Source organism: Paenibacillus xylanexedens, from assembly GCF_001908275.1.
GTDB lineage: Bacteria > Bacillota > Bacilli > Paenibacillales > Paenibacillaceae > Paenibacillus > Paenibacillus xylanexedens_A.
The window spans coordinates 601,183-624,780 of record NZ_CP018620.1; the positions used below are offsets into that span (position 1 = coordinate 601,183).

At 45.0% G+C, this 23,598-nt stretch carries 20 protein-coding genes; 2 read left to right on the forward strand and 18 right to left on the reverse strand.

Features of this window, described 5'->3' with window-relative positions; genetic code table 11:
* Positions 1-164: 164 nt before the first annotated feature.
* From BS614_RS02485 to BS614_RS02525, 9 genes are all read right to left on the reverse strand, one after another.
* Positions 165-1,670: a malate:quinone oxidoreductase gene (locus BS614_RS02485; protein WP_074092839.1), complete on the reverse strand. Its 1,506-nt coding sequence runs from the start codon at positions 1,668-1,670 to the stop codon at positions 165-167.
* A 378-nt stretch (positions 1,671-2,048) separates the two neighbouring features.
* Entirely contained in the window at positions 2,049-3,017 is a 969-nt protein-coding gene (locus BS614_RS02490; RefSeq protein WP_342351885.1) for an ABC transporter ATP-binding protein, read from the reverse strand.
* On the reverse strand, positions 3,014-3,814 hold the full coding sequence (locus BS614_RS02495) for an ABC transporter ATP-binding protein (RefSeq protein WP_036671813.1): 801 nt from the start codon (positions 3,812-3,814) through the stop codon (positions 3,014-3,016). The genes BS614_RS02490 and BS614_RS02495 overlap by 4 nt, the downstream gene beginning before the upstream one ends.
* Complete coding sequence (gene nikC, locus BS614_RS02500) at positions 3,811-4,665, reverse strand: nickel transporter permease (protein WP_084174373.1); 855 nt, start codon at positions 4,663-4,665, stop codon at positions 3,811-3,813. The genes BS614_RS02495 and nikC overlap by 4 nt, the downstream gene beginning before the upstream one ends.
* Positions 4,662-5,609, reverse strand: coding sequence for a nickel ABC transporter permease (gene nikB / locus BS614_RS02505; RefSeq protein ID WP_074092840.1), 948 nt, complete (start codon positions 5,607-5,609; stop codon positions 4,662-4,664). Before nikB ends, nikC begins: the two co-directional genes overlap by 4 nt.
* Positions 5,609-7,159: a nickel ABC transporter substrate-binding protein gene (gene nikA, locus BS614_RS02510; RefSeq protein WP_074092841.1), complete on the reverse strand. Its 1,551-nt coding sequence runs from the start codon at positions 7,157-7,159 to the stop codon at positions 5,609-5,611. Before nikA ends, nikB begins: the two co-directional genes overlap by 1 nt.
* Positions 7,160-7,400: 241 nt before the next feature.
* Positions 7,401-7,907 carry a hypothetical protein gene (locus BS614_RS02515; protein ID WP_074092842.1) on the reverse strand — a complete coding sequence of 169 codons (507 nt, stop codon included), beginning with the start codon at positions 7,905-7,907 and terminating at the stop codon, positions 7,401-7,403.
* A 12-nt stretch (positions 7,908-7,919) separates the two neighbouring features.
* The gene (locus tag BS614_RS02520; RefSeq protein ID WP_074092843.1) at positions 7,920-9,206 is read right to left on the reverse strand and encodes a WXG100 family type VII secretion target; all 1,287 of its coding nucleotides are present in this window, start codon (positions 9,204-9,206) and stop codon (positions 7,920-7,922) included.
* 185 nt (positions 9,207-9,391) lie between these two features.
* Complete coding sequence (locus BS614_RS02525) at positions 9,392-10,195, reverse strand: DNA-binding protein (protein ID WP_084174374.1); 804 nt, start codon at positions 10,193-10,195, stop codon at positions 9,392-9,394.
* 173 nt (positions 10,196-10,368) lie between these two features.
* Between BS614_RS02525 and BS614_RS02530 the strand changes: the two genes are divergently transcribed.
* On the forward strand, positions 10,369-10,707 hold the full coding sequence (locus tag BS614_RS02530; protein WP_074092844.1) for a helix-turn-helix domain-containing protein: 339 nt from the start codon (positions 10,369-10,371) through the stop codon (positions 10,705-10,707).
* Between the two features lie 273 nt (positions 10,708-10,980).
* Here BS614_RS02530 and BS614_RS02535 read toward each other — a convergent pair whose 3' ends face one another.
* The 8 genes from BS614_RS02535 to BS614_RS02575 all read right to left on the reverse strand — a co-directional run bounded on the left by BS614_RS02535 (position 10,981) and on the right by BS614_RS02575 (position 21,037).
* A complete protein-coding gene (locus BS614_RS02535; protein ID WP_074092845.1) occupies positions 10,981-11,538 on the reverse strand; it encodes a hypothetical protein in 558 nt (185 codons plus the stop codon).
* A gap of 2 nt (positions 11,539-11,540) precedes the next feature.
* Positions 11,541-12,800, reverse strand: a complete 1,260-nt coding sequence (locus BS614_RS02540) for a P-loop NTPase family protein (RefSeq protein ID WP_074092846.1) — start codon at positions 12,798-12,800, stop codon at positions 11,541-11,543.
* A 2-nt stretch (positions 12,801-12,802) separates the two neighbouring features.
* Positions 12,803-13,600 carry a hypothetical protein gene (locus BS614_RS02545; RefSeq protein ID WP_074092847.1) on the reverse strand — a complete coding sequence of 266 codons (798 nt, stop codon included), beginning with the start codon at positions 13,598-13,600 and terminating at the stop codon, positions 12,803-12,805.
* A gap of 289 nt (positions 13,601-13,889) precedes the next feature.
* Positions 13,890-15,584 (reverse strand): histidine kinase N-terminal 7TM domain-containing diguanylate cyclase, encoded by a 1,695-nt coding sequence (locus tag BS614_RS02555; RefSeq protein ID WP_074092849.1) that lies wholly within the window; start codon positions 15,582-15,584, stop codon positions 13,890-13,892.
* A 335-nt stretch (positions 15,585-15,919) separates the two neighbouring features.
* Positions 15,920-16,690, reverse strand: a complete 771-nt coding sequence (locus BS614_RS02560) for an AAC(3) family N-acetyltransferase (RefSeq protein ID WP_074092850.1) — start codon at positions 16,688-16,690, stop codon at positions 15,920-15,922.
* Between the two features lie 158 nt (positions 16,691-16,848).
* Positions 16,849-18,267, reverse strand: coding sequence for an L-arabinose isomerase (gene araA / locus BS614_RS02565; protein WP_074092851.1), 1,419 nt, complete (start codon positions 18,265-18,267; stop codon positions 16,849-16,851).
* A gap of 273 nt (positions 18,268-18,540) precedes the next feature.
* Positions 18,541-19,236 carry an L-ribulose-5-phosphate 4-epimerase gene (locus tag BS614_RS02570; RefSeq protein WP_036611813.1) on the reverse strand — a complete coding sequence of 232 codons (696 nt, stop codon included), beginning with the start codon at positions 19,234-19,236 and terminating at the stop codon, positions 18,541-18,543.
* 175 nt (positions 19,237-19,411) lie between these two features.
* Entirely contained in the window at positions 19,412-21,037 is a 1,626-nt protein-coding gene (locus BS614_RS02575) for a xylulokinase (protein WP_074092852.1), read from the reverse strand.
* A 435-nt stretch (positions 21,038-21,472) separates the two neighbouring features.
* Between BS614_RS02575 and BS614_RS02580 the strand changes: the two genes are divergently transcribed.
* Complete coding sequence (locus tag BS614_RS02580; protein WP_036671907.1) at positions 21,473-22,564, forward strand: GntR family transcriptional regulator; 1,092 nt, start codon at positions 21,473-21,475, stop codon at positions 22,562-22,564.
* A 157-nt stretch (positions 22,565-22,721) separates the two neighbouring features.
* Here BS614_RS02580 and BS614_RS02585 read toward each other — a convergent pair whose 3' ends face one another.
* Positions 22,722-23,486, reverse strand: coding sequence for a leucine-rich repeat domain-containing protein (locus tag BS614_RS02585; protein ID WP_074092853.1), 765 nt, complete (start codon positions 23,484-23,486; stop codon positions 22,722-22,724).
* Positions 23,487-23,598 lie beyond the last annotated feature (112 nt).

The following is a 23,598-nucleotide window of genomic DNA, read 5'->3' on the forward strand; positions in this document are numbered from 1 at the left end:
GACATGTTCAAGTTCAATTCCAAGCTCAAGTTCAAGCCCAGGCTCGAGTTCAAGTTCAGGTTCTGACATACCAAATAAACCAAAAGAGAGCTTAGCACGGGTTTCGTCCCGGCTTAGCTCTCTTTTCTATGGCTTCATTATGATCTAACACGATAAGCTAAACGTTATACGTGCAGGACATGTTTTTCATCCGATAACCCCAGCGCCTTGGCTGTTGAAGAATGAACCTCTTTGAGGAGATCCAGATTCTCCACAAGGGATATGCCATAAGAAGGAATCATTTCCTTGATCTTTGGCTCCCATGCCTCCATATGCTGCGGGAAGCACCGCTGAAGAATCTCAAGCATGACCTGAACGGCAGTGGATGCACCCGGTGATGCACCTAACAGAGCCGCAATCGTTCCATCTGCAGACGTGACCACTTCCGTACCAAATTGCAACGTTCCCTTGCCACCTTGAACGGTATCCTTGATCACCTGCACACGCTGCCCCGCCAGAACCATATCCCAATCCTCGCTCTTCGCACCCGGAACAAAGTCACGCAATTCTGCCATACGTTGTTCTTTGGATAACATCAGTTGTTGGATCAGGTACTTGGTCAAAGAAATTTCTTTGACACCTGCTGCGAGCATCGTAAGCAAATTATGCATCTTAACCGACGTGATTAAGTCGGCATTGGAACCCGTCTTCAGGAACTTCGGTGAGAACCCCGCAAACGGCCCGAACAGCAGTGATTTTTTATTGTCGATAAAACGGGTATCCAGATGCGGAACGGACATCGGCGGAGCCCCTACCGAAGCCTTGCCGTATACCTTGGCATGATGCTGTTCCACGACTTTTGGATTTTTGCACACCATAAAGATCCCACTGACCGGGAATCCGCCGATATGTTTACCTTCCGGAATGCCCGTCTTCTGGAGCAAATGCAAACTTCCGCCGCCCGCGCCGATAAAGACGAATTTTGCCTTATGGCGTTCGACTGCACCACTCTTCAGGTTTTTCACGGATAATTCCCATTGTCCATCGCTGGTGCGTTTCATATTCTTCACGCTATGTTGGTAGTGGATGCCCACGTGTTGTTCCTTCAAATGTTTGATCAGCATACGCGTTAAAGCACCAAAGTTAACGTCCGTACCGGAGTCAATTTTGGTCGCTGCAACAGGTTCATTACTGGTACGATCTTTCATCATCAGCGGCATCCATTTCGCCAGCTCTTTCTTGTCATCCGAGAATTCCATGCCTGCGAACAACGGGTGATTCGACAAGGAGTCATAACGTCTTTTCAAAAACTGGACATTGCTCTCTCCGTGTACATAACTCAAATGAGGAATCGGCATAATGAAGTCCCGCGGATTACGAATCAGACGGCTATTGACGAGATAGGACCAAAATTGCTTTGAGATCTGAAATTGTTCATTCACTTTAATCGCTTTGCTAATATCTACGGTTCCGTCTGGTCGTTCAACGGTATAGTTAAGTTCGCACAATGCAGCATGCCCGGTTCCGGCATTATTCCATTCGTTGGAGCTTTCCTCTCCTGCAGTGGCTAGCTTTTCGAAAACCTTAATATTCCAGTCTGGTGCCAATTCTTTTAGCAAAGTTCCCAAAGTTGCACTCATAATTCCGGCACCAATCAAGATAACATCTGTACTCGTTTGTCCCTGGCTCATGTCTACCGTCCTTATATCCTATATTTGCCAAAAGGATGTAAGCGTTATCGATTTGGCATTTGCAGCAAGCCCATTCTTGAACGGGATCGCACCTTCTCTGAATGATTATAACCTTGATCTAGTGTATCAATAATATAGAGCAATTTAAATATGCAATTTCAAGATATTTGCTATTCCATCAGTATACGCTAGTTTACATCGGAACGTTAGCCCGGTTATAGGCCTGAAAGATATATTTGTTCAAAACAAAGAAAGGAACCCGGTCTTAGGGGGACTTGGGTGATCAAATGGATGCACTAAAAGCCGCTCTCGAATCTCTTCGTAAGGCGGCTTCATATATAAATTAACGATTACCACCCCCGGCGTCTCCGGGAGTACTCAGAAGATCGAAATTAACTCTTTCGTATACGGATGGCGTTCTTCAGCGAACAACGCATCTGCACCAAAGCGGTCAACAATCTGACCTTCCCGCATAACGATGATGCGCTGGCTCATGCGATGTACCGCAGCCAGATCATGCGAGATGAACACGTATGACAGACCAAGCGATGTGCGCAGATCGGTGAGCAACTGCAAAACTGCTCCTTGCGAGATCACGTCCAGGCTGGCCGTCGGTTCATCCAGAACGACAACGTCCGGTTCAATGCCAATAGCACGTGCAATCGTGACGCGCTGACGCTGTCCACCACTTAGCTCGTGCGGATATCGCCCAGCCAAATCGCTTGGAAGCTCGACCGCTTCAAGCAGCTTTTGGACGTATGCCTCCTTCGATGTGTAGGTAAAGTGGGACAACTCGGCGTTCCGTCCAAGTTGTTCGTACGGATCGATTAGCGAATCGGCAATCTTGAGCTTCGGGTTTAGTGCTGCCATTGGATTCTGGAAAACAATCTGAATCTTCCGGCGATGTGGCCGCAACCGTCGGCCGCTCAGCCGTGCAATATCCTGTCCAACCAGTGTAATCAAGCCTGCATCTGCATCTTCGATCCTCAACAGACAGCGGGCGAGTGTACTCTTGCCACAGCCGCTCTCGCCAACCAGGCCAAGGCATTCGCCACGGTTCAGGGCGAAGGAAATATCATTCACAGCCGGTCGGTCTGCACCTGCGTACGTTCGGCTCAGATGTTCCACGTGAAGCACAGGATTGCCAGGGGTGCTGAGCGATGAAGCATTGTCTGAACCGGCAATATCTATATCCGCATCTATATCCGTATGATCTGTACCCGCAGTATCTATGATTACATTGTCTGTGTCTACATGGTTTAAGTCTTTAGCAAAATCTTGGCTTCGCACACCAGATTTTTCGGACTGCATGAGTCCACGGTGTTCATCATTTGCGGTTGTCTTCATTCGGTTCCTGCCTCCTTCAATCCCGACTTCAGCGAACGACTCAGAACGGGAGCCGCATCAATCAGCTGGCGCGTATATTCATGTTGGGGATGATCGAGAATGCGATGCTTCCCGCCAGATTCGACGATCTGCCCTTCCTTCATCACAGCCAAGCGGTTGGCATAGCGACGTACATGGCGCCAATCATGCGTGATAAACAAAATGGCACATCCCGTCTCCGCTTGTTTGCGTGCCAGCAGTTCCAACACGCGATGCCCAGACACACTGTCCAGTGCCGTTGTTGCTTCGTCAGCAATCAACAGGCGAGGAGACAGCATCAGCGATGTGGCAATTGATGCCCGTTGAAGCTGTCCACCGCTCAACTGGAACGGATAGCGGCGCAGCAATTCAGCGCCAAGGCCAACCGATTCCAGCGCTTCCTCCGCTCGTTTCTTGCGGATGGCTGAAGACTTTTCCCCGTGTACCTTCTGGTATTCATCAAAGTGCCCACCAATACTGCGAAAGGGCGTAAATGCTCCCTGATAGTCTTGAAAAATATATGAGATGCGGCTTCCCCGCAGGGCGCGCATCTCCTTTGGCTTCCGTTCGAGCAGGTTGCTACCTTCGAACATGACTCGCCCCGACGCATGCAGGTTGGGCGGCAGCAGACGACCAATCGCTTGCGAGAGCAAGCTTTTGCCACTACCACTCTGTCCAACCAATGCCATGAACTCGCCTTCGCGAACAGCCAGAGAGACTTGATCTACAATCGTACGATCCCGACTAGAGATGCTCAGTTCCTCAATGGAGAGAATCATGGCTGCACCTCTTTCTTCACGTCAAACAGGTCTCTTAGATAGTCGCCCAGCATGTTGGCGAGCAACACTACCGAGACAATGGCAAGGCCCGGATAGATCATCAGCTCCGGCCGAGACTGGAAGTAAGGCCGTGAGTCGTTCAGCATCGCACCCCATTCAGGTGTTGGCGGCTGTGCGCCAAGGCCAATGTAGGACAATGATGAGATGAGTAAAATAATTTTACCCAGATCAAGACTGGCCAGCACAAGCACATGGCCTGCGATATGTGGAAGCAGATGTTTTCTCATGATACGACCGTCAGACAATCCGTTGGTCCGGGCGATGCGAATGTAATCCTTTTGGGACTCCGATAAAACTGTACTCCGAACGAGACGGGCGTAGCTGACCCACTTTACGATCACAATCGCCAATACCAGATTACCGATTCCCGCGCCAAGCAAGCCACTTAGCACAATCGCCACGATGGTATCAGGGAAAGCAAGAAAGGCATCAGCAATCCGCATGAACAACTTATCGACCCAGCCACGTTTGTAACCCGCGATCAAACCAAACGGAATGCCAATCAGCAATGCAGCACCGATTGCCAGCAAGCTATAACCCATTGTTTGGCCGCCGCCAAGCAGCAGACGTGTCAGTACATCGCGGCCCAGGTGGTCGGTGCCAAACGGATGAAGAGCACTTGCGCCCTGCAATCGTCCGCGCAGATCGGTTAAAGTATGATCATGTTTCAGAACTAAAAAAGCATACAAGGAGGCCGCGATGACCAGCAGTGCAAACAGCAGACCAATGATCGCCTGCCAGCTATGTTTTTTAAATTTTGTAGGTGGAATGGGCAGGGGTATGGTTTTCATCGGTTGGCCTCCTTTTCCTTCAGTTTCATTTCGGGATTCAAATAACGATAAGACAGATCAACCGCTGTATTCACGAGGAATACCACGATAGCCATGATCAGAATGTAACCCTGAATCAGTGGATAATCACGCTGGCGGATGGCGTCGACGACAAGCTTGCCAATACCCGGATAAGCGAACAACACTTCAATTACAACAACTCCGCCAATCAGGCTACCGAGACTGACGCCGAATACTGTAATGACAGGCGGCAGACTGTGCCGGAAGGCGTGAAGCATGAAGATCCGGCCTTCGGATAACCCTCTTGCCCGGGCGGATCGAACGAACTCCTGGCTAAGAGAATCTAGCAGGCTGGAACGCAAAAGACGCACATAAACGCTGGAGATGGCAAGTCCCAGCGTCAGAGATGGCAGAATAAGTGATGTGAATCCATCCCGGCCCATGGTCGGCAGATTGCCAAAGCGTACGCCGAACATGTCGATTAGGATCAGACCCAGCCAGAAGCTTGGCACCGCCGCACCCACAATGGAGAGCATCCGGCTGCCCCGGTCAATCCAACTGTCACGATGGAGTGCTGATAGCGAGCCGAGCGGGATAGCTATAACAAGCATGACCAGCAGTGCGCCAATCGTCAGTTCAGCCGTAGCAGGCAGCGCACGCATCAGGGTCTGCATAACTGGCTGGCCTGTTGAATACGATACGCCGAAGTCGAGACGGACAAAATCGAGCAACCAGTTGCCGAACTGGACAGGAAGCGATTCATTGAAGCCCATCTCCTCGCGTACAGCTTCGACCTGCTCCTGACTAACGGACAGTTCGTCCACGTTCAATATCGTCAGCACGGGATCACCCGGAGCCAGGCGAATGAACAGGAAGCTCACAAACATAATGAACAACAGAAAGATAAATACCTCAAGGAACTTCCGAAGCAAAATGCGAAACATTACATCACATCCAGCTTATTGGTAATCATGTAATATTCACTGCGAGTGGTAACCCAGTTCTTGATCTTCTTGCCGTTGTAGGCAACGATCGTACCTGGATGCAGCACGAATGAATTCAGTACGTTATCATGCACATAGTTGGCTGCCTTCTCGGCAAGCTCTGCGCGCTTCTCCGGTGCAACTGTGTGATTCAGTTCGTCGATGATCTTGGTCAGCTCTGGATCTTCCGATCCGCTAAAATTAAGGGCACCCTTCGGATGGTATGTTGCATTCAGGTAATAACCAGCATCTCCACGAGGGGCCGTCAAATTACTGTACGTTGCAATATCCCAGTCGCGATTAGACGCCATATAATCTTCTGGCGTGTCAATCTGACGAATCTGCACGTCGATACCGATCTTCTTCGCATCAGATTGGAAAACTTGAGCGATCAGTGGTAGATCGGCACGAGCTGAATATGTCAGCAACGTCAGCTGCAATGGTTTGCCATCCTTGGTCATCAAGCCGTTTTGCTGCGTGTACCCTGCTTCGTTGAGATATTTTACAGCGACATCAGCTCCGGATTCCGTTGCTGTATCCGTATAGGTTGGTGCGAATGGCAGCGATGGCAGGAACGGCCCGATGGCTGCTTCGCCATAGCCGAGCAGGATCGTGTCCACGATACCCTGACGGTCAATCAGCGCGTCCAGCGCACGACGAACATTAAGGTCCTTCATACTCTCCCGCTGCATGTTCATCGTTAGTTGATGCACGCGGAACGTCGATGTAGATTCAACGGTCATGCCGTCCATCGCTTTGAGCGATTCGAGGCTTTCGACTTCCGGACGGTATACGATATCTACCTGCCCAGATTTGAGCGCTAGTGTGCGGGCATTGGCATCTTCATTGAATGAGAACGTGATGGAATCCAGAGGCGATGCTCCGTCCCAATATTCATCATAGCGATCCAGTTGCAGCTTGCTGCCTGGGGTAAAAGAGGTCAGTTTGAACGGGCCCGTACCAATGGGCTTGTTCACAATGTCCGGCTCACTCACGTCGATAATCGCCGTGTTGGGGTTCACCAGTTCCGAAGCGAACTCCGGGAACGGCTGAGTTGTAGTGATCTCCAATTTGTCGCCCTCGGCTTCAATCGTATCAATCTTCAGCGCGTTCTGGATGGCTACATTCTCTTCCAGTGCCCGCTCAAGGGATGCCTTAACGGATTCACCCGTCATTGGCTTGCCGTTCTGGAATTTCACATCATCTCGCAGGTCGATCGTCCAATGCTGCCCATCTTCGCTCTCCCAGCTCTCGGCGAGCCATGGAGCAACCGTCAGGTTATCTTCATCGAGACGAACCAGCGTTTCCGTAATGCCCGCGCGCAGCGGCACATAGCTGGAATCCACATGTGGATCTAGCGAACTGGTGGAGAAGTTATATAGGAAATGAACATTTTTATTATCGGTGGATGGTTGCGCAGCGGGACTGGACTCAGATGATCCGCAGGCGCTCAACAGTCCAACGCTCAAGGCCAAGGAGACCAGCGCTAGCAGTGGCGTCTTTTTATTCAAGGTAATGCCCCTCTCTCTTAATCGTAATCATTATGATCTAAACAATGAGTATTATCATATCGTAATGATTACGTTTTGACAAGAGTTATATTGGTGTTAGAACGAGAAAGAATCCGACTCTCGGATGAGAGCGGATTCTTCATGTTTTTTGTTACATAGAACTGGTGTCCACTCGTGTCCAAAGAAAAGGACCGTCTCCGATTTAATACAATCATGACGGTCCATGCAAACTTAACTTCATTTATATCCCTTTATTATCAACTCTCTCTAAAGCAATATCACTGATATCCTGTTCCTCAATATCCAGACCTCTCCAATAAGTTAATGGATACGCAGCATTACCTACTATCATTTCACCTTGTTTTATCGTGAAGCTCCCGCCTCTTTCTATGAATTTTATAATGGGTTCATACAAGTTAAGATATTTAATTGCTTGATTTGTGCCTTGATCTGCTAGTTCTGTAATCTCTAAATAACAGTAGCAAATTGCCTTCATATACGGATTTTGAAGAATACCAAGACTCGGACAGGCTTGATATACTTTTTCATCTACAGTTTCACCAATAGTTTTAGCGAAACTAAATACGGGGTATCGATCTACTGACGTATCCATCTCATTTAAGAAATGATTGACCCGTCTAAGGTACTCTTTAATTAGAACATGGTATGACTCTAGTGAATTTTTCCCTAAATCTTCAAATGGAATGAACGATAAACGTTCTACAGCTTTATTTAATAAATGCCCCATACAATCCTCCATTTATTTAAACATTTTATTAAAGAAATATTCTTCGTAACCAGGAAATGCATTATTAGGTTGTTTCGGTGCGTTCTCGTGGGCTCCTGGTGGAAATCCATCATATCTCCCTTTTTCGTGATTCCATGATTCTAACGTACGATACTTTTGGCCTTGTGACATAAACTTTCGTTCAGCAAGTTCATGTTCAGCCAATTGCTTGAACCATGCTTTTTGCTCAATAGATAGCTCACCCTTTTGTGCCGTTTTCCATGCATATGCTATTTCATCATCAGCAATAAAGCGTTCCATTTTATACTCTTTACCACCAGGTTGGGGAACTTGATGTTTGCCAAAGAACAAGTGCTTTTTCATGCTTCTTATTTCATTAACGCTCATTCCTGTATTGGAAGCTACAACATCGACATCTTTCATTTTCAATTGTCTTATTGATTCATACTCTGCCTCTGCTGCTTTGTCATAATCTCTCATTCCCGATCCAGTGAACTTCTGACCCGCCTTTGTTCTCTCATTCGAGTCTGTCTGGATTTTCTCTGCTTTCGCCTTAGCAGCCTCAATATGCTGCTTAATCTTCGCCACTGCGGGATTAGAAGCAGGCAATCGATGAGGTCCTTTACCGCCCGGCATACTCCCACGAACCATCTGAATCGCCATGAATATCTGACTAAACTTCAGAGAGGTCACCATCATCTGAGCATACTTATCGGATACAGGCTCTCCCGTCGTAGGATGAATCCCCATCTCAAATGCCTTGATCTGTAACGCAAAAATATCTTCCCCAGGCGGTTCAACGTTCACAGCTTGCATGCGATTAAAGTCCAGATTTCCCTGATCCCTCTGATACGCCTGAAGAGCAGCCTGATCCGCAACACCATTCTCGTTGACAGGCATCCATAGCAATTTACCAAACATATTGATTTGCGCCATCCGATAGCCCTTGTCACCCGAACCTGAATCACCTGTTGATTTGGTCATCATAGCTGCGGCACCGACTGCTCCAATCGCACCACCCAGACTTACCTTCTGAGCATCTGCATCTTGGAATCGCGTGGCGATATCCGTCAATTCCTTCGATGTTTTCACCATACTCTCCAGCGCTTTATCCAGTATAGGTCGTGACTGCTCGAACTCATAGTAAAATCGCTCCTGCGTCGCGCCCATCCACATCATCTGAACGAACATGATCTGTCTCGTCAGATCACTTCGTATACTCTCCAACTGTTGTCTGGCTTGATCCACCTGATTTGATACGTGATGTAGTTGTTCAGGGGTAACTTTGATTGTACTCATACGTTTCTCCGCTCATTTGAAATAGGATTATCCTATGTTAGCAGAAGTGTAATATGTAAACTATCCGGCTAACATCCTGATTTCACCATGGTAAAAACACAAGCTGTGCTCCTCATCGGTGCTATGGTCCTATATGCATATACCCACTTCAAGGCATATCCTACCAGTTTCAGTAAATACCTTTCCTACTTCATTTCCTCCAACATCGCCCGATACCGCCCAATCTGCTCCGCTGTCGCCTCTTCCCGCAATGATTCCAACAATGCCATGCACCTTATAAAATACCGATCCATCCCAAGCTTATCCGCTAACCGAATCGCCTGCAAAATGAATTCCACGGCCTCCTGTGGCCTTCCCTTCCACTGTTCGTACAAAGCCCTCTGATAACAGTAATGGTACATATCGTCGTTGTTTAAAGAATCCATTTCTATGCCATCGCCCTGTATCTGATCCTCAAACACCTGTAAAACCCGATCAATCTTCCATCTATGCCGCACTGCTGCCTCCGTAATCACCTTCAGACCCACCAACCATTCCTCCGGATGCTCAAGCAAAAAGTTCACAAACTCCTCCAGCAGTTGCACCTGCCCGGCTTCAATCTCAAGAGCATACCGATTCACCTGTGCCTTATGCTTGAACTCCTGCACCACCTGCATACCTACCTCATCCAGATCCTCCATCCATCCCAGATCTGCATACTGATCGATACATGCCCGCGCCTGATCTACCTGTCCCATCTTCCGGTGAGCCATACCCCGCATTAAATGACTGAACCCGTAATAGTAGACCAATGGGCGCTCGGTATGTATATACGGAGTAGGTATCCCCTTTGACTGATACTCTTGCCGCTCTTCATGGATCGACTGCACACATAGATATAACATGTCCGCCCTCTCCATCACCTTGTTCCAATTTTCAAAAGCCACAGCCATGTCCAACATTTCAACAATGATGTCCGGTTTGAGTGATTTTAGGATAGATTTACGCAAAGAGAAGCACTCCTTTGATAGTATAGGCGAACAGAATTTCTAATTACTCCTGAGAAGTAACGATATCAGTTCATTATACTACTTAAAATGCGTAAATAACACCATTATTGCTATATATTTTAACCTGACTTTTATGACTCATCTTATCTAAGCTTATGTATGAGGTGATTTAAATGTCAGAGTTACGCCAATTAATAGGTACACGAATTAGAGCAATGCGAAATGCCAAAGGACTTACTCAACAAAAGCTGGCTGATATTGCTGGGTTAGATTATAGATATATTGGAGCATTAGAAAGAGGCGAAAGAAACTTCTCCATTGATACTTTGGAGAAAGTTTTAATTGCCTTAGATATAAATTTATCAGAACTAATGATTTCTAGTGATATTCAAAAAGAAGATCTACGCCAAAAATCTATTGACGAATTCATCACAATTATTAACGGACTAAAAGATCATCAAATCGAAGCAATAATAAAAATTAACCAAGAAATTTCAAAATCATTCAAATAGTCAATTCTATTACTTTGTCCTACTGTTTTTAATCCTTTAATGTACTTACTTTCTCGTCAATACGTGAGCTATATTCCCTCCCCCTTACTCACAGACATTTTATGTTCTGCTATAAACAAAACAAGAATCTATATTTTAAAAAATGCTTTTATTACCATAAATTTAAAAGCCTATTCCGGAATGGAACAGGCTTTTAAAGGGTGAAATTTTTTACTTTATCAAATGCTAAATATATATGAGATTAAACATAAATTCCAGATGGGTCTTTATATCTTAAGAAATCTCTTTTACCAACTTAACCAGTATTATAATACCGTGTTCAATAAAGTGTCCTGATTTTGCTTCGAGCTCTTTAAATTCATCCTCTGTGCATCCGTGGAAGGCGTTGTTCCTTGCAGATCTAATATTTTCCAGTGCATCATAATACTCTTTTTTTAAAAGTACCTTCCGAACTTTGAAAGAATTTGTATTAGCTACTACTACTTGCCCATTAAGTAATTTTAGACGCGATTCTTGATTACTTTTGCTCCCCCAAAATTTTTTACGTATAGAGCTGATAGGTAAGTTGGCTGAATTTAAAATAAATGCCGTTTTCCTCTTAATTTTCATTTCGCAATATTCCTTAGTGCATAGCTCCAAAGCTTTTCCTAAAACACCTACTGCCGTAACAGTATAACCTATATCCAAAATATCTAAGCATTCTTTTACAGCTGGCCCATATTTTTCACCAACATAACTCTCAATGCTCTCCTCGCCCAGCATTCTTGCTACTCTGCGTCTGATAATATCTGATTCATAAATTGTTTCGTTTCTCGTTTCACTGATATCCATTTCTAAAATTCCTCACTTAAAGAAGAAGACTCATAAGTTTTAGGCCGGCCGGAACTAACAATCACCTTTCCTTCTTTAACTAACTTGTTTAATACGGGAGTTGGCTGAGACTTGGGGTACATTTTCTGTAGCAATGTACTCCTTTCAAGTATTTTGGCCCACGTTAGAGGTACTATGGAATTATCTAAAATCCCCAAAATTTCTACCGCAGGGTCTTCTGTAACTTTCATCTCTGACTTATTTTCCTGAGTTGTGCGTAATAAAGAAATCACATCAGCCCAAGTTTTCAATCGTTCTTCATTTAAATCACTAATAACATCTTTTATAACAGCTACTTCAATAGGATTAGGTGAGTAATTTATTTCTTCTAAACGATTTATTGCAAAATCCAAACAATCTTCCTTTGTCTTTGGCACTTTAAGAAGTAACTTTCTATCTTTAAAGCGACGCTCAAAAGCAGTTTGTTTTGACAGTACATCCCATGCTTCAGGTGTCGCTCCCACACAAACTATGCCTCTTAAATTCTTGGTATTTAAATGGTCAAATAGGGCTCGATACGATGTTAGGATACGAGAACCAACTCTTGTAAGAGTCACCGAATTTGTCTCGAAAGAATATACCTTATCAACTTCATCGAATAATAATAAAATAGGTTTCTCACTAACTAGTTGAATAAATTGCAGAGCATCCCCTGAGGCTTGTGCAAAATCAATTTCGTTAACGATAAAACTCTTTCTTGCACCAAATTTGTTTTTTAGAAACTTAAGTTGATCTGGAAAGAGGTCCAATCCTGAGAAATAATCTAATACCACCTCAGCCTCTTCCTTATTATTACACCGGAGCAAATATCTAAATATTTGATTTCCATATCCTTCAATAGTCAATTCCCCACTGGCATTCTTAAACTTTTCCCAGTCAGAGTAAAAGCTCTTTAATGAGTTATTTCCAGGTGCATAAAAAAAGGATTTGTAAAGATCATTTAAAGCATCAACTAGTGGGCCACTAATAAACATATTTGGGATATATATACCTATCATATTTTCTTTTTCATTCTTCCTGATAAACCTTAAAAAGTGTGTTTTCCCATTTCCGATCTGACCTAGAATTACAGTCCCTATAAATCCTTGTTGTCCCTCCATACAGCTCTTTACCCAACCACCGAAGGCACTTAAAGACTCTTTCTCTCCAACTATATAATCTGGATCTGATATAGGAACAGTCCTATCCAGAGATCTTTTCAATGATTCTAAGACAGTGCTCATTTTTAAATCCCCCTTTTTATAATTACTGTCATAATGTACTCTCCATAAAAGTTTTTTATTTCACCATTATTTTTATAAAGGCTACTTTTAGACCATATAAAATTTGAAATTTCGTATGTGGAAACACAAGACAATAATTTTTCTGTGCTATTCTTATCAAAAAAATTATATAGATAGCTTGAAATTTCATTTACATTTACTATGTCTTTTTTAAATTTATCTTTTAATGCTGATACATCACTTGGCAAAAAATGTTCAGCTAGTAACCCATCATTGATATAAACTTCGTCACCTTTTTTAGCAATTAAATTCATGATTTTCAGAAATGACATAATAGCCCTTAAATTCCTACCAGTAGATGCTTGTGCACTTTCGTCTAATCTATCTTTTCCTATATAAGTAAATATCGAGTAAATAGATTTCATCTTTAATGAGGGAGAAAACAGCTTTAAAAGTAATATTATTATTGTAACGACTCTAAAAATCTGATCATTCTCTTTGATAAGTTTAATAAAGTAGTTCTCTGAATTAATCTCTTTCCTCAAAAACTTCAAACTCTGCTCTGATAAGCTGTAAAGTTGATCGTGATAAGTAAGTATCCCGAATATTGCACTATGATTAATCATTTTCCTAAAAGTTTCATTACTTAATTTAAACTCCTCTGGAAAATCTCTTTTGTATAACTCATTCATTGAATAACACTCAGAATCAAATATACTTAGAAGTTTATATAAACGTCCCTTTGTGTTTGGAATATTTGATATATTAGGAACCCAAAAGTCTTTATGTTGATATCTCATATTTCACCTCTCCTTCGGGATCCAAATGAAAATAAAGTTCACAACACTCCTTGGATCCTATCATAAGTATAACATTTTTATTCCATTCTAAACATTAACACATCTAAAATTTTGAAGTAAATTAAATTCACTTTTTTTGTAACGAAATATTCTTCCTAAGTCTTTTTTAATGCATTGTCCACCATCATAAGTGGCTCCCTTGGCAGGGAGTAACCAATCCAGAAATATACAATATAGATTATTTTTCATTATATTCTTTGCATCCATAAAACGTCATTGCTCTTATGACCTATACAACTCCCCGCTCAAACGCCGCAAACTCAATCCGATTACGCCCATTCTGCTTCGCCTGATACAAGGCCTTATCCACCGCAGCGAACAGCTGGGTCAAATACCCCTCCGGATTGTCCGGCACATGCACAACTTCAAAGTCCTCAAAGGATAGAATCCCAATACTAATCGTAATCGACACTTGCATAATCTCGTGATCCACCATAATGTGGTTGGACTCCACAGCTGTTCTCACGCGCTCTGCGATTTGGTTCGCCAAGTCATGCTCGGTATGCGGAAGGTAGATCATGAACTCTTCCCCGCCATAACGCGTCAGGATATCCGTACTGCGAATCGATTGTTTAACGGCCTCCGCCGTGCGGACGAGCACTTCATCCCCGATGACATGTCCGTAGCGATCATTGATCGCTTTGAAGTAGTCGATATCGAGCAGCAGGAGTGAGAATGGTGTTTTGTATTGAATATTGGTAATGACCTCGTGGTTAAGATGTTGGGTCAGATATCTGCGGTTGTAACAGTTGGTTAAACTGTCCGTCAGCGCGAGTTCCTCCAGTTTGCGATTGGCCTCGGATAACTCCTGACGGATCAGGTCTAGCGCCTGATTTCGCTCCTGTAGCGTTACGTTCTGGCGATTCATCTCTTTCACGTAGAAACGCTCCTGCGAGACATCCTGGAACGTGAGAATATGACCGATCGGCACAAGAGCCGAATCCACAATCGGAGAAGATTGCAGGATATAGTGCCGGATATTGTTGTCCCGCTCCACGATCACTTCAATGTGAGAGAGGGTATTTTCTTTTTTCTTATAGTGATTCACGAACTCCCGGCAACTGCCCACAACATGAACAGACTCCAGAAAGGCTTCCATATCAAAAGAATCTCCCACATGCAGATCCATAAAGGATCGTGAGGCTTTGTTCGCTTCAACAATGACTTCATTCTCATCCAGTACCAGGATGCCATATGGAATGGTATTGATTACATCCTCATGGGCGATGGAGACCAGATCGAACACATTGTATCTTTTGATCACATAGACAAAGAACAGGTCCGACAGGAAGATCCCCAGCGAAGTCATGCCAGGAATGATCGGCAACCACCGGGCTAGAACGACATTCAGAATCGCATCAATCGCTGCAAAGACAGCCAAGACCAGGATGCCCAACAGGGTGATTCTCACCTGTTTTTTGATCATGGCAGACGTCTGCGAAGAATACACCGCCCGGAATAGAACCACGAGAGAAGTCAAGAAATAGCTCACCAGAATAGTCATCACAACCCAGAACCAAAGGCCGTAATCCCGCTCGATGTACCCGCCCTCCAGTGGAATGACGAATTCGTTCCATGGATTTGCGACCACGCCTATAGCCCCGATCACCGCAGGGACAAATAGCAGGAACGTTCCTTTTGCACTCAACCGCTCTGAATAACCGGTAATAAAGATCGTCAGTAGAAGCCACCCGCTCCCAAGCAAGGAGACCGCGACAAAAGATAACGTCACATAGAACAACTGCAGACCGGAATCGTCCGTGAGTGTACTCGCAAATTGGCAGAAAGGCCAGAGCATCATCAACCCGTGAAACAAAAAGTACACCTTATGTAAGTTCGTAATTCTAACCGTAGCAAACACATATACACCTACACCGAACAATAGGACAAATAAAAAGAGATCATACCATACTAATGGGTTCACGAATCTTCTCCTTCTTAGATGCTACAATGACAACGTGGTTGTTCATGATTCTATGTGATACTTATATATAACTTCAATAAACACCTATACAATACTGCTACGCCAAACTTATTGGTTAATTTAACCATATCTTATCACACCACCATAAGGGTGAGTAGCCCATACACTGGAAGTCCGACCAACCTCTGATCGAAATACTGATCTATTTCTGATTATTTGTGAATGCTTTTGAAGGTTTGGAGTACAAAACAGGAGAGTACATCATCTGCTCGGGAGGTATTAGACATCATCAAGTAATTCATATTGAGCCATCCGGCTATCGGACGGCCCTTATATCATTCGGTTACTGCATTTAGAGGGAGGTTGTCCGTGAATAGATCGGGGTTATCCTTCAGCATTTCCGTAATTACCTCTGCTGTCTTAGTCGCATCACACACTCTAACAACCGCATCACCGAGCTTTCCTTTACGCATCGCACCTTCGCGAACCAATACCTCGTCTACTTTCCAGAAATGCTCTGACCATGGCAACCCACAATGTCTGCGGGATGGTACTGAAATCTGACTTCCATCCGGTAAAACTGTATACAGCATCTCATGCTCGTCTGTCATTCTGCCAGGTATGTCCACCCACTCTTCGACCCCATGAATGAATGTATTCCGCTTCAAATCAACGCCTACCAGAAGAATGGTCGCCTTACGGTCAAGCAGTTTCCCCCATGCTGAACCTCTCGCACACGGTGTATCGAAGAGATGATCGTCCTTCGTAAATGCCTCTGCGTCCCTTCCCAGTGCCGCTACCGAGTGTGTAGGGTGCCACGAACGAACCACGCCCGGACGTTTACGGAATAGTTCAGGAAGAATACCCACACAACAGGAAGAAGTTTCCACGTGGAACACTGGGTTATCCGCATTAATGGTAGACCACGTATGAGTGGGAAGCACCAACAATCCCTCTTTCATATAGTCGCTAAAGGCATTCAACACCGTGTCTGCTCCACCGTCAACCTCGCCTATACTTTTCATTGAAGAGTGAATAAGCAACGTGCCTTGCCCATCCAAACCGAGCTGCTCTAATTGCTGTATCAAGCTTTCTTTTGTATACATGTCCTTCCTCCTTCATTTCTTATCCTTTCGATGAAAAAGCAAATCCTTGCTCAGCTTCACATCATGCTTCTCAGCATAACAAACAAAGGGCCGAGGGTTAACCCCCGGCCACAGAGAAAGAATTTGTATGAGTTCAGGCAGTAGCTACCAATCCACTTTTACTTAATAATAACGTACTCCAGATTCACCAGCTTCGCATACGTCACGATCTGATCTGTCGTCAAGTTCAAGGATACAACCGTATGGTGACCACCACCATTTTCGATCCATGCTTTTACCCCGTCCTGGAAGTTTGGCTTAACGCTCCACAGAACACGTGCTACCGGCAGGTTCGGTGCTGGAACGGTTGGCTCAAATGCGGATACTTCATTGATCAACAATTTGTAATGTGTACCGAAGTCTGCCATGGATACCACGACACCTTCGCCTGCTTTACCATCGAATACGAGACGTGCCGGATCTTCACGATCACCAATACCCAGTGGGGACACGATGATTCTCGGTTTGGTGCTGGCGAGTGTAGGATCTACTTCAAGCATGTGAGATTGCAGGATCGCTTCCTGTCCAGCAGCCATCTCGTATGTGTAATCTTCCATGAAGCCTGTGTTCTCGTTATGAGCCATGATTTTCAGCAAGCGATCCAGCGCAGCTGTTTTCCAGTCACCCTCACCGGCAAATCCGTACCCTTGAGCCATCAGGCGTTGCACTGCCAAGCCCGGAAGTTGTTTCATGCCATGCAGATCCTCGAAGTTCGTAGTGAAGGCAGTATATCCACCTTCGTCCAGGAAACGTTTGATCGCAATCTCATAACTCGCTTGCACACGTACGCTGGCTTCCCAAGCTTCCTTGCTGTTCGTGCCATAATCGAATTCGTAGAGGTCTCCATACTGAGCAATCAAATCATCGATTTCCTGCTCTGTTACAGCGTTCACGTATTGCACGAGGTCGCCAATGCCGAAGTAATCAACCGTCCATCCGAATTGGATCTGTGCTTCTACTTTATCACCTTCGGTTACGCCCACGTTGCGCATGTTGTCACCGAAGCGCGCTACTTTGATGTTAAAGCTCTCATTATAAGCTACCGCTACGTCCATCCAGTCAGCAACCTGTTGTTGCACTTCTGGGCGCTCCCAGTAGCCAACAACGATTTTATTTTGTTTTCTCAGACGGGCATTGATGAAGCCATATTCGCGGTCACCGTGTGCCGCTTGGTTCAAGTTCATGAAGTCCATATCGATGGTTGCCCAAGGAATGCTTTCGTTGAATTGGGTTGCCAAGTGCAGCAAAGGTTTTTGCAGCAATTTCGTACCACGAATCCACATTTTCGCCGGGGAGAACGTATGCATCCACGTGATCACACCTGCTACTTCGTCGCGATAGTTGACTTCCTTCATCGTGCTCGTGATTTTATCTGCGCTTACCGCCAGATCCTGCAATACGAGCGGGTACGGCAGTACGCCACTTGCATTAAGCGCATCCGTGATTTTCTGTGCGTTGGCTTTTACTTCACCCAGTGCTTCTTCTCCGTACAAGTGCTGTGAACCGACGACAAACCAGAATTCTTTTGCTGCTGACATATAATCATCCTCATTTCATTATTTTATAGTTGAACCAATGGGTTTACACTAGCACACTGCGCAGCCAGAAAAATCTTTCGATCGCTGGTTATCCCCGGATTTTTTTGATTCCCTTTTTTTAAAGGGAAAATCCTGTGATAAAGGCGAACGCTCCGCTTCTCCAGCTTTCTTCTGTCTTCTCCGTTATCGTGTAAAAAGTATAGTTGAACAAATCATTCCCACACTAAACCACTTGGAAGCCAGAACATGCTTCCAGTCACTGTTATAACCTAATTACTTCTGTCCGTAATACGCGTCTTTTCCGTGTTTTCGCAGATAGTGTTTATCCAAAATGCCTTGTGGCAGTTCCTTCGCGAAGTTATTCAATTGCCGCGCGTACAGGTTCATTTTGCACACTTCCTCCAGCACGACACTGTTCACCACCGCAGACTTGGCATCTTTCCCCCATGTAAACGGCGCGTGACCATGGAGCAATACTGCCGGAACTGCCATAACATCAATCCCACGCTGTTCAAACGTTTCAATAATGACGCGTCCTGTCTCCGCTTCGTATCCGCGATCAACCTCGTCCTGATTCAGGAAACGTGCACAAGGCACTGCTCCATAGAACGTGTCCGCATGTGTGGTTCCCATTACAGGTACGTCCAGTCCGGCTTGCGCCCAGATGGTCGCCCATGTGGAGTGTGTGTGCACGATGCCACCAATCTCCGAGTAATGCTTATATAGTACGGCATGTGTTGCGGTATCCGAGGAAGGTCTCATCTCACCCTCCACCACATTACCGTCCAGATCAACTACAACCATGTCGCTTGCTTTCATCGTATCGTAGCTAACGCCACTTGGTTTGATCACGAACAGACCGCTTTCCCGATCGATTGCGCTGACGTTACCCCATGTGAATTTTACAAGTCCATGCTTTGGCAGTTCCAGATTCGCCTGGAATACCTCTTCTTTCAGTTGTTCTAACATGTTATTCCCTCCCGTTCTCTAATAGTGCGTGTTCAAAAAGTCGGTTTTCAGTACCGAGAAGATGGGATGAAGCTAGAAATGGAGTAGCGGAGCGTAGATAGAGCTACGTGAGCCACGGACATTTCGGCTGAATTCCATATTCGATGTTGATGATGCCACTAGGCATCCTTCGTAATCAAAAGCGGTCTTTTTGAACTACCTCTACCAGATGATCTACAGCTGCCTGCTCAATTGTGAGCCCATTCCGGTAGCGTTCGATAAATGCTTCAAACCCTTTCACATCCGATGCATCCGGTGCCACTTCGACACCCTCCACATCGTTAAAGACTTTCTGCTCCAGGAACACATCCAGGCTCTCCTCTTGATCCTTGTTGATCATGTACGATGCCAGAAGCGCCATGCCCCATGCGCCGCCTTCACCAGCGGTAGACATTACCGACACCGGTACGTTCATCGCAGCAGCTACAATCCGTTGCCCGACGACAGGCGTTTTGAACAGGCCACCATGAGCCAAAATGCTGTCAATGGCTACATTCTCTTCTTCCGTCAAAATGTCCATACCCAGCTTGAGTGCACCAAATGCACTGAACAGATGTGTCCGCATGAAGTTTGCCAGATTGAAGTTGCTTTCCGGGGAGCGGACGAACAATGGACGGCCTTTCTCAAGTCCCGTAATGTTCTCGCCTGAGTAGTAACCGTAGCTGAGCAAGCCACCACCATCAGGGTCTGCCTCCAAAGCCTTGTTAAACAACACGCTAAACAACTTGGCGTTATCCACTTCATATCCCATCGCTTGAGAAAATTCACGGAACAGTCCTACCCAAGCGTTGATATCACTGGAACAGTTGTTGGCATGCACCATCCCTACTGGACTGCCATCCGGCGTGGTGACCATATCGATCTCGGGATACACTTTGGATAATTCCTTCTCAAGTACAATCATCGCAAATACGGATGTACCGACGGAGATGTTCCCCGTACGTTTTCTCACGCTATTTGTTGCCACCATACCCGTTCCTGCATCGCCTTCTGGCGGGCAGAGCGGAATGCCTGCTTGCAGATCTTGTGAAGGGTCGAGCAACTTGGCTCCCGCTTCCGTCAACTCACCTGCATTCTCACCAGCGAGATACACTTTGGGAAGAAGATCTTCAACCTTCCACGAATAGCCTTTGCCTGCGATCTGTTCATCGAACTGTTGGATCATGGATGGGTGATAGTTATGTGTAGACTCGTCAATTGGGAAAATGCCTGAAGCATCGCCGATCCCAATCGCCTTATTGCCCGTCAGCAACCAGTGGATGTATCCAGCCAAAGTTGTCAGGTGATCGATCTGTGGCACATGCACCTCTTCGTTCAAAATCGCTTGATACAAGTGGGCAATGCTCCAGCGTTCCGGAATATTGAATTGCAGAAGTTCCGTTAGCTCTCTTGCAGCTGCTCCCGTCGTAGCGTTACGCCACGTGCGGAAAGGTACCAACAGTTCACCAGCGCTATCCAAAGCGATATATCCGTGCATCATGGCCGAGAATCCGATAGACCCGACCGTGCGCAGCGTGATTCCGTATTTCTGTTCCACATCTTGCTTCATCTCACGATAAGCCGTTTGCAGACCTGTGATGATATCCTCCTGGTTGTACGTCCAATATCCATCTTTCAGGAGGTTCTCCCATTCATAACTGCCTGACGCGATGGTTTCAAAACGTTCGTCAATCAACACCGCCTTAATCCGCGTTGATCCAAATTCAATTCCAAGTGAAGTAGCGCCCTTGGTAATGGCTTCTTTCAAGTCCAATTGACTCATAATCACGTGTATCCCCTCTCCGGTCGCGATTTCACATCCCAAAGGATGTATATATAAGGTGAAGCTTTTACTTATGGCAGTAGCTAATAATGAATTTTGTATACATGCTTCCTGTTGTGTTTTTCAAAGAATGCGCTTTCCTTTTCTGACAGCCTTAGTATATTTTTTGTACGTACATTTGTCAATAATATATAATAGTTATACTTACATAGGACACAAAATGTACTCTATTTGACCATTCAAAGGTCTTATATGGCTATAAAATGGCTATGCTGTAAAGTACACCTCCATCCAAAAAGGCTGGATATGTACGGTTTATTTCGAAAAATGTTCGGTTTTATTTTCATCCTATCTGAATCATGCTAAAATATGTACGTACAACTATTTGAACAACAACGTTTATATAGATGAGTAACGATGAAAGAAGTGGACTACGTGAAGCCAAAATATCAGGTCATCATTGATGATATAAAGAGTCATATCCTCTCGGGGACATATAGCATAGGCGAACAGATCCCCACCGAGTTGGCATTACAGGAAAGCTACACCGTAAGTCGCCAGACGGTGCGGAAGGCTATTTTGGAGTTATCGAACGAAGGGTTTTTACGAAGCGAAAAGGGTTCAGGAACTTACGTTAGCAATCAGTATCGATCACGATCAGGTGGCAATACATCGAAGAAAACGATTGGTGTGATCACGACATACATCTCGGATTACATCTTTCCGTCCATCATTCGCGGTATTGAGAGTCGTCTGAATGAGGACAACTACTCCTTACTACTGGCCAGTACTAATAATGATGTAGCACAGGAGAAAAAAGCACTCGAAATGATGCTCTCCTACGGCGTGGATGGCCTGATTGTCGAACCGACCAAAAGTAATCTGTATAATCCCAATATTGCGTACTACCTGTCGTTCAAGGAGCAGGATGTGCCGTTTACGATGATTAATGCATTTTATGAGGAGCTGGAGGTTCCGTTCTTCTGCCTGGATGACGTGCAATCCAGTTATCTTGCCACACGGGAATTGATCGCCAAAGGCCATACCCAGATCGGCATTATTGCCAAAATGGATGATCTACAAGGCAAGTACCGAATGAAGGGGTACATCAAGGCGCTGGGTGAAGCGAAGTTACGGTTCCATCCTGAGCAAGTGCTTTCCTTTGATACCGCATCGAAACCGGATTTATCCTCTAATGTAGCAACGTATCTGGACGAAAACAGGGATTCGCTCACCGCGATTGTCTGTTACAACGATGAGGTGGGACTGGAGGTCGTGAACGCCTGCAGGCAACTGGGCATCTCGATCCCGGATGAGTTATCCATCATTGGGCAGGACAATTCGTACATCGCCAAGAACGCCAACATCAGGCTAACAACGCTAACCCATCCCCAAGAACAAATGGGCCGCGATGCTGCCGACTGGGTGATCAAGAACCTGCAAGGCAAAAAGGATCTGCCGACAAACACCTACTATCAGCCCGTACTGGTTGAGGGAGAGACGGTGAAGGAGATCGTAGTGGAATAATATTGTTGCGGGATGGGCGTTAAGTTGTTACCGAGCGTCACTTTCCAACATGCTTAAAGAAGGTCGTCAGAATATCTGCGGCCTTCTTTGTTTTTGTTCACTATTAATGAGGGATTACTTCTTCTTACATATACATATACATCTTCTCTAATCGAAACTACTTCGACTGATCCGCTTCTTCGCTTACCAGACTTACAACGACGCCTTTCTTCTCCAATTTTTTCACAACCTGCTCTGCACGCTCATTCAACGGATTATTAGCCAAATATACCTCTGTTAGATGTGGGATGGTTTCGAGCACTGAAATATCCTCAATGAGGTTATCTTCTACATATAGATACTCCAAGGTTGGATGGTTCTTTAAAGGTGTCAGATCCTGAATTTTATTATCATTCATAATGACCCATTCCAACTTTAATTTTTGAAGAGGACTTAGATCGGTCACCTGATTCCCACTGGCGAGTAAACTGGTCAGCTTACGCATATTTTTTAATGGAGCCAGGCTTTTTATTTTGTTATTGTCCATAACCAGATTTTTCAGATTAGTCAGACCTAAAAGTGGTGAGATATCTGCAATCTGATTGCCTTCAACAGCTAAGAACGTCAATTTCTTTAACTTGTGGAGTGGCTTAATATTTTTTATATTTTGACCAGGCAAGAATAAATCCGTCAGATTAACGGCATGTTCAAGACCCTGTAGATTAGAAATCTTACTTTTTGTTTCCATAGCATATAGGGATTTTAATTTTTTCAAATCGGCAACCTTTATTTCCTTCTTAGCCGATAACTTCAAATCTGCTCGAATAACTTTGGCCAAGACCGGGTCCTTAATAAGCGACGACGCAGCCAAAACGCTCGTTGCCGGTAATAATACAAAAACCAAACAAAGTACGATCAACTTTTTGATGAATTGATTATGCATGTAGAATCTCCTTACATTATTTAATACTACAAATATACCATGATCTGGAATGTAATACATGGATATTATCTTCATCCTAATTATTAGAACCCCTCGAGATCACCCATGGTAG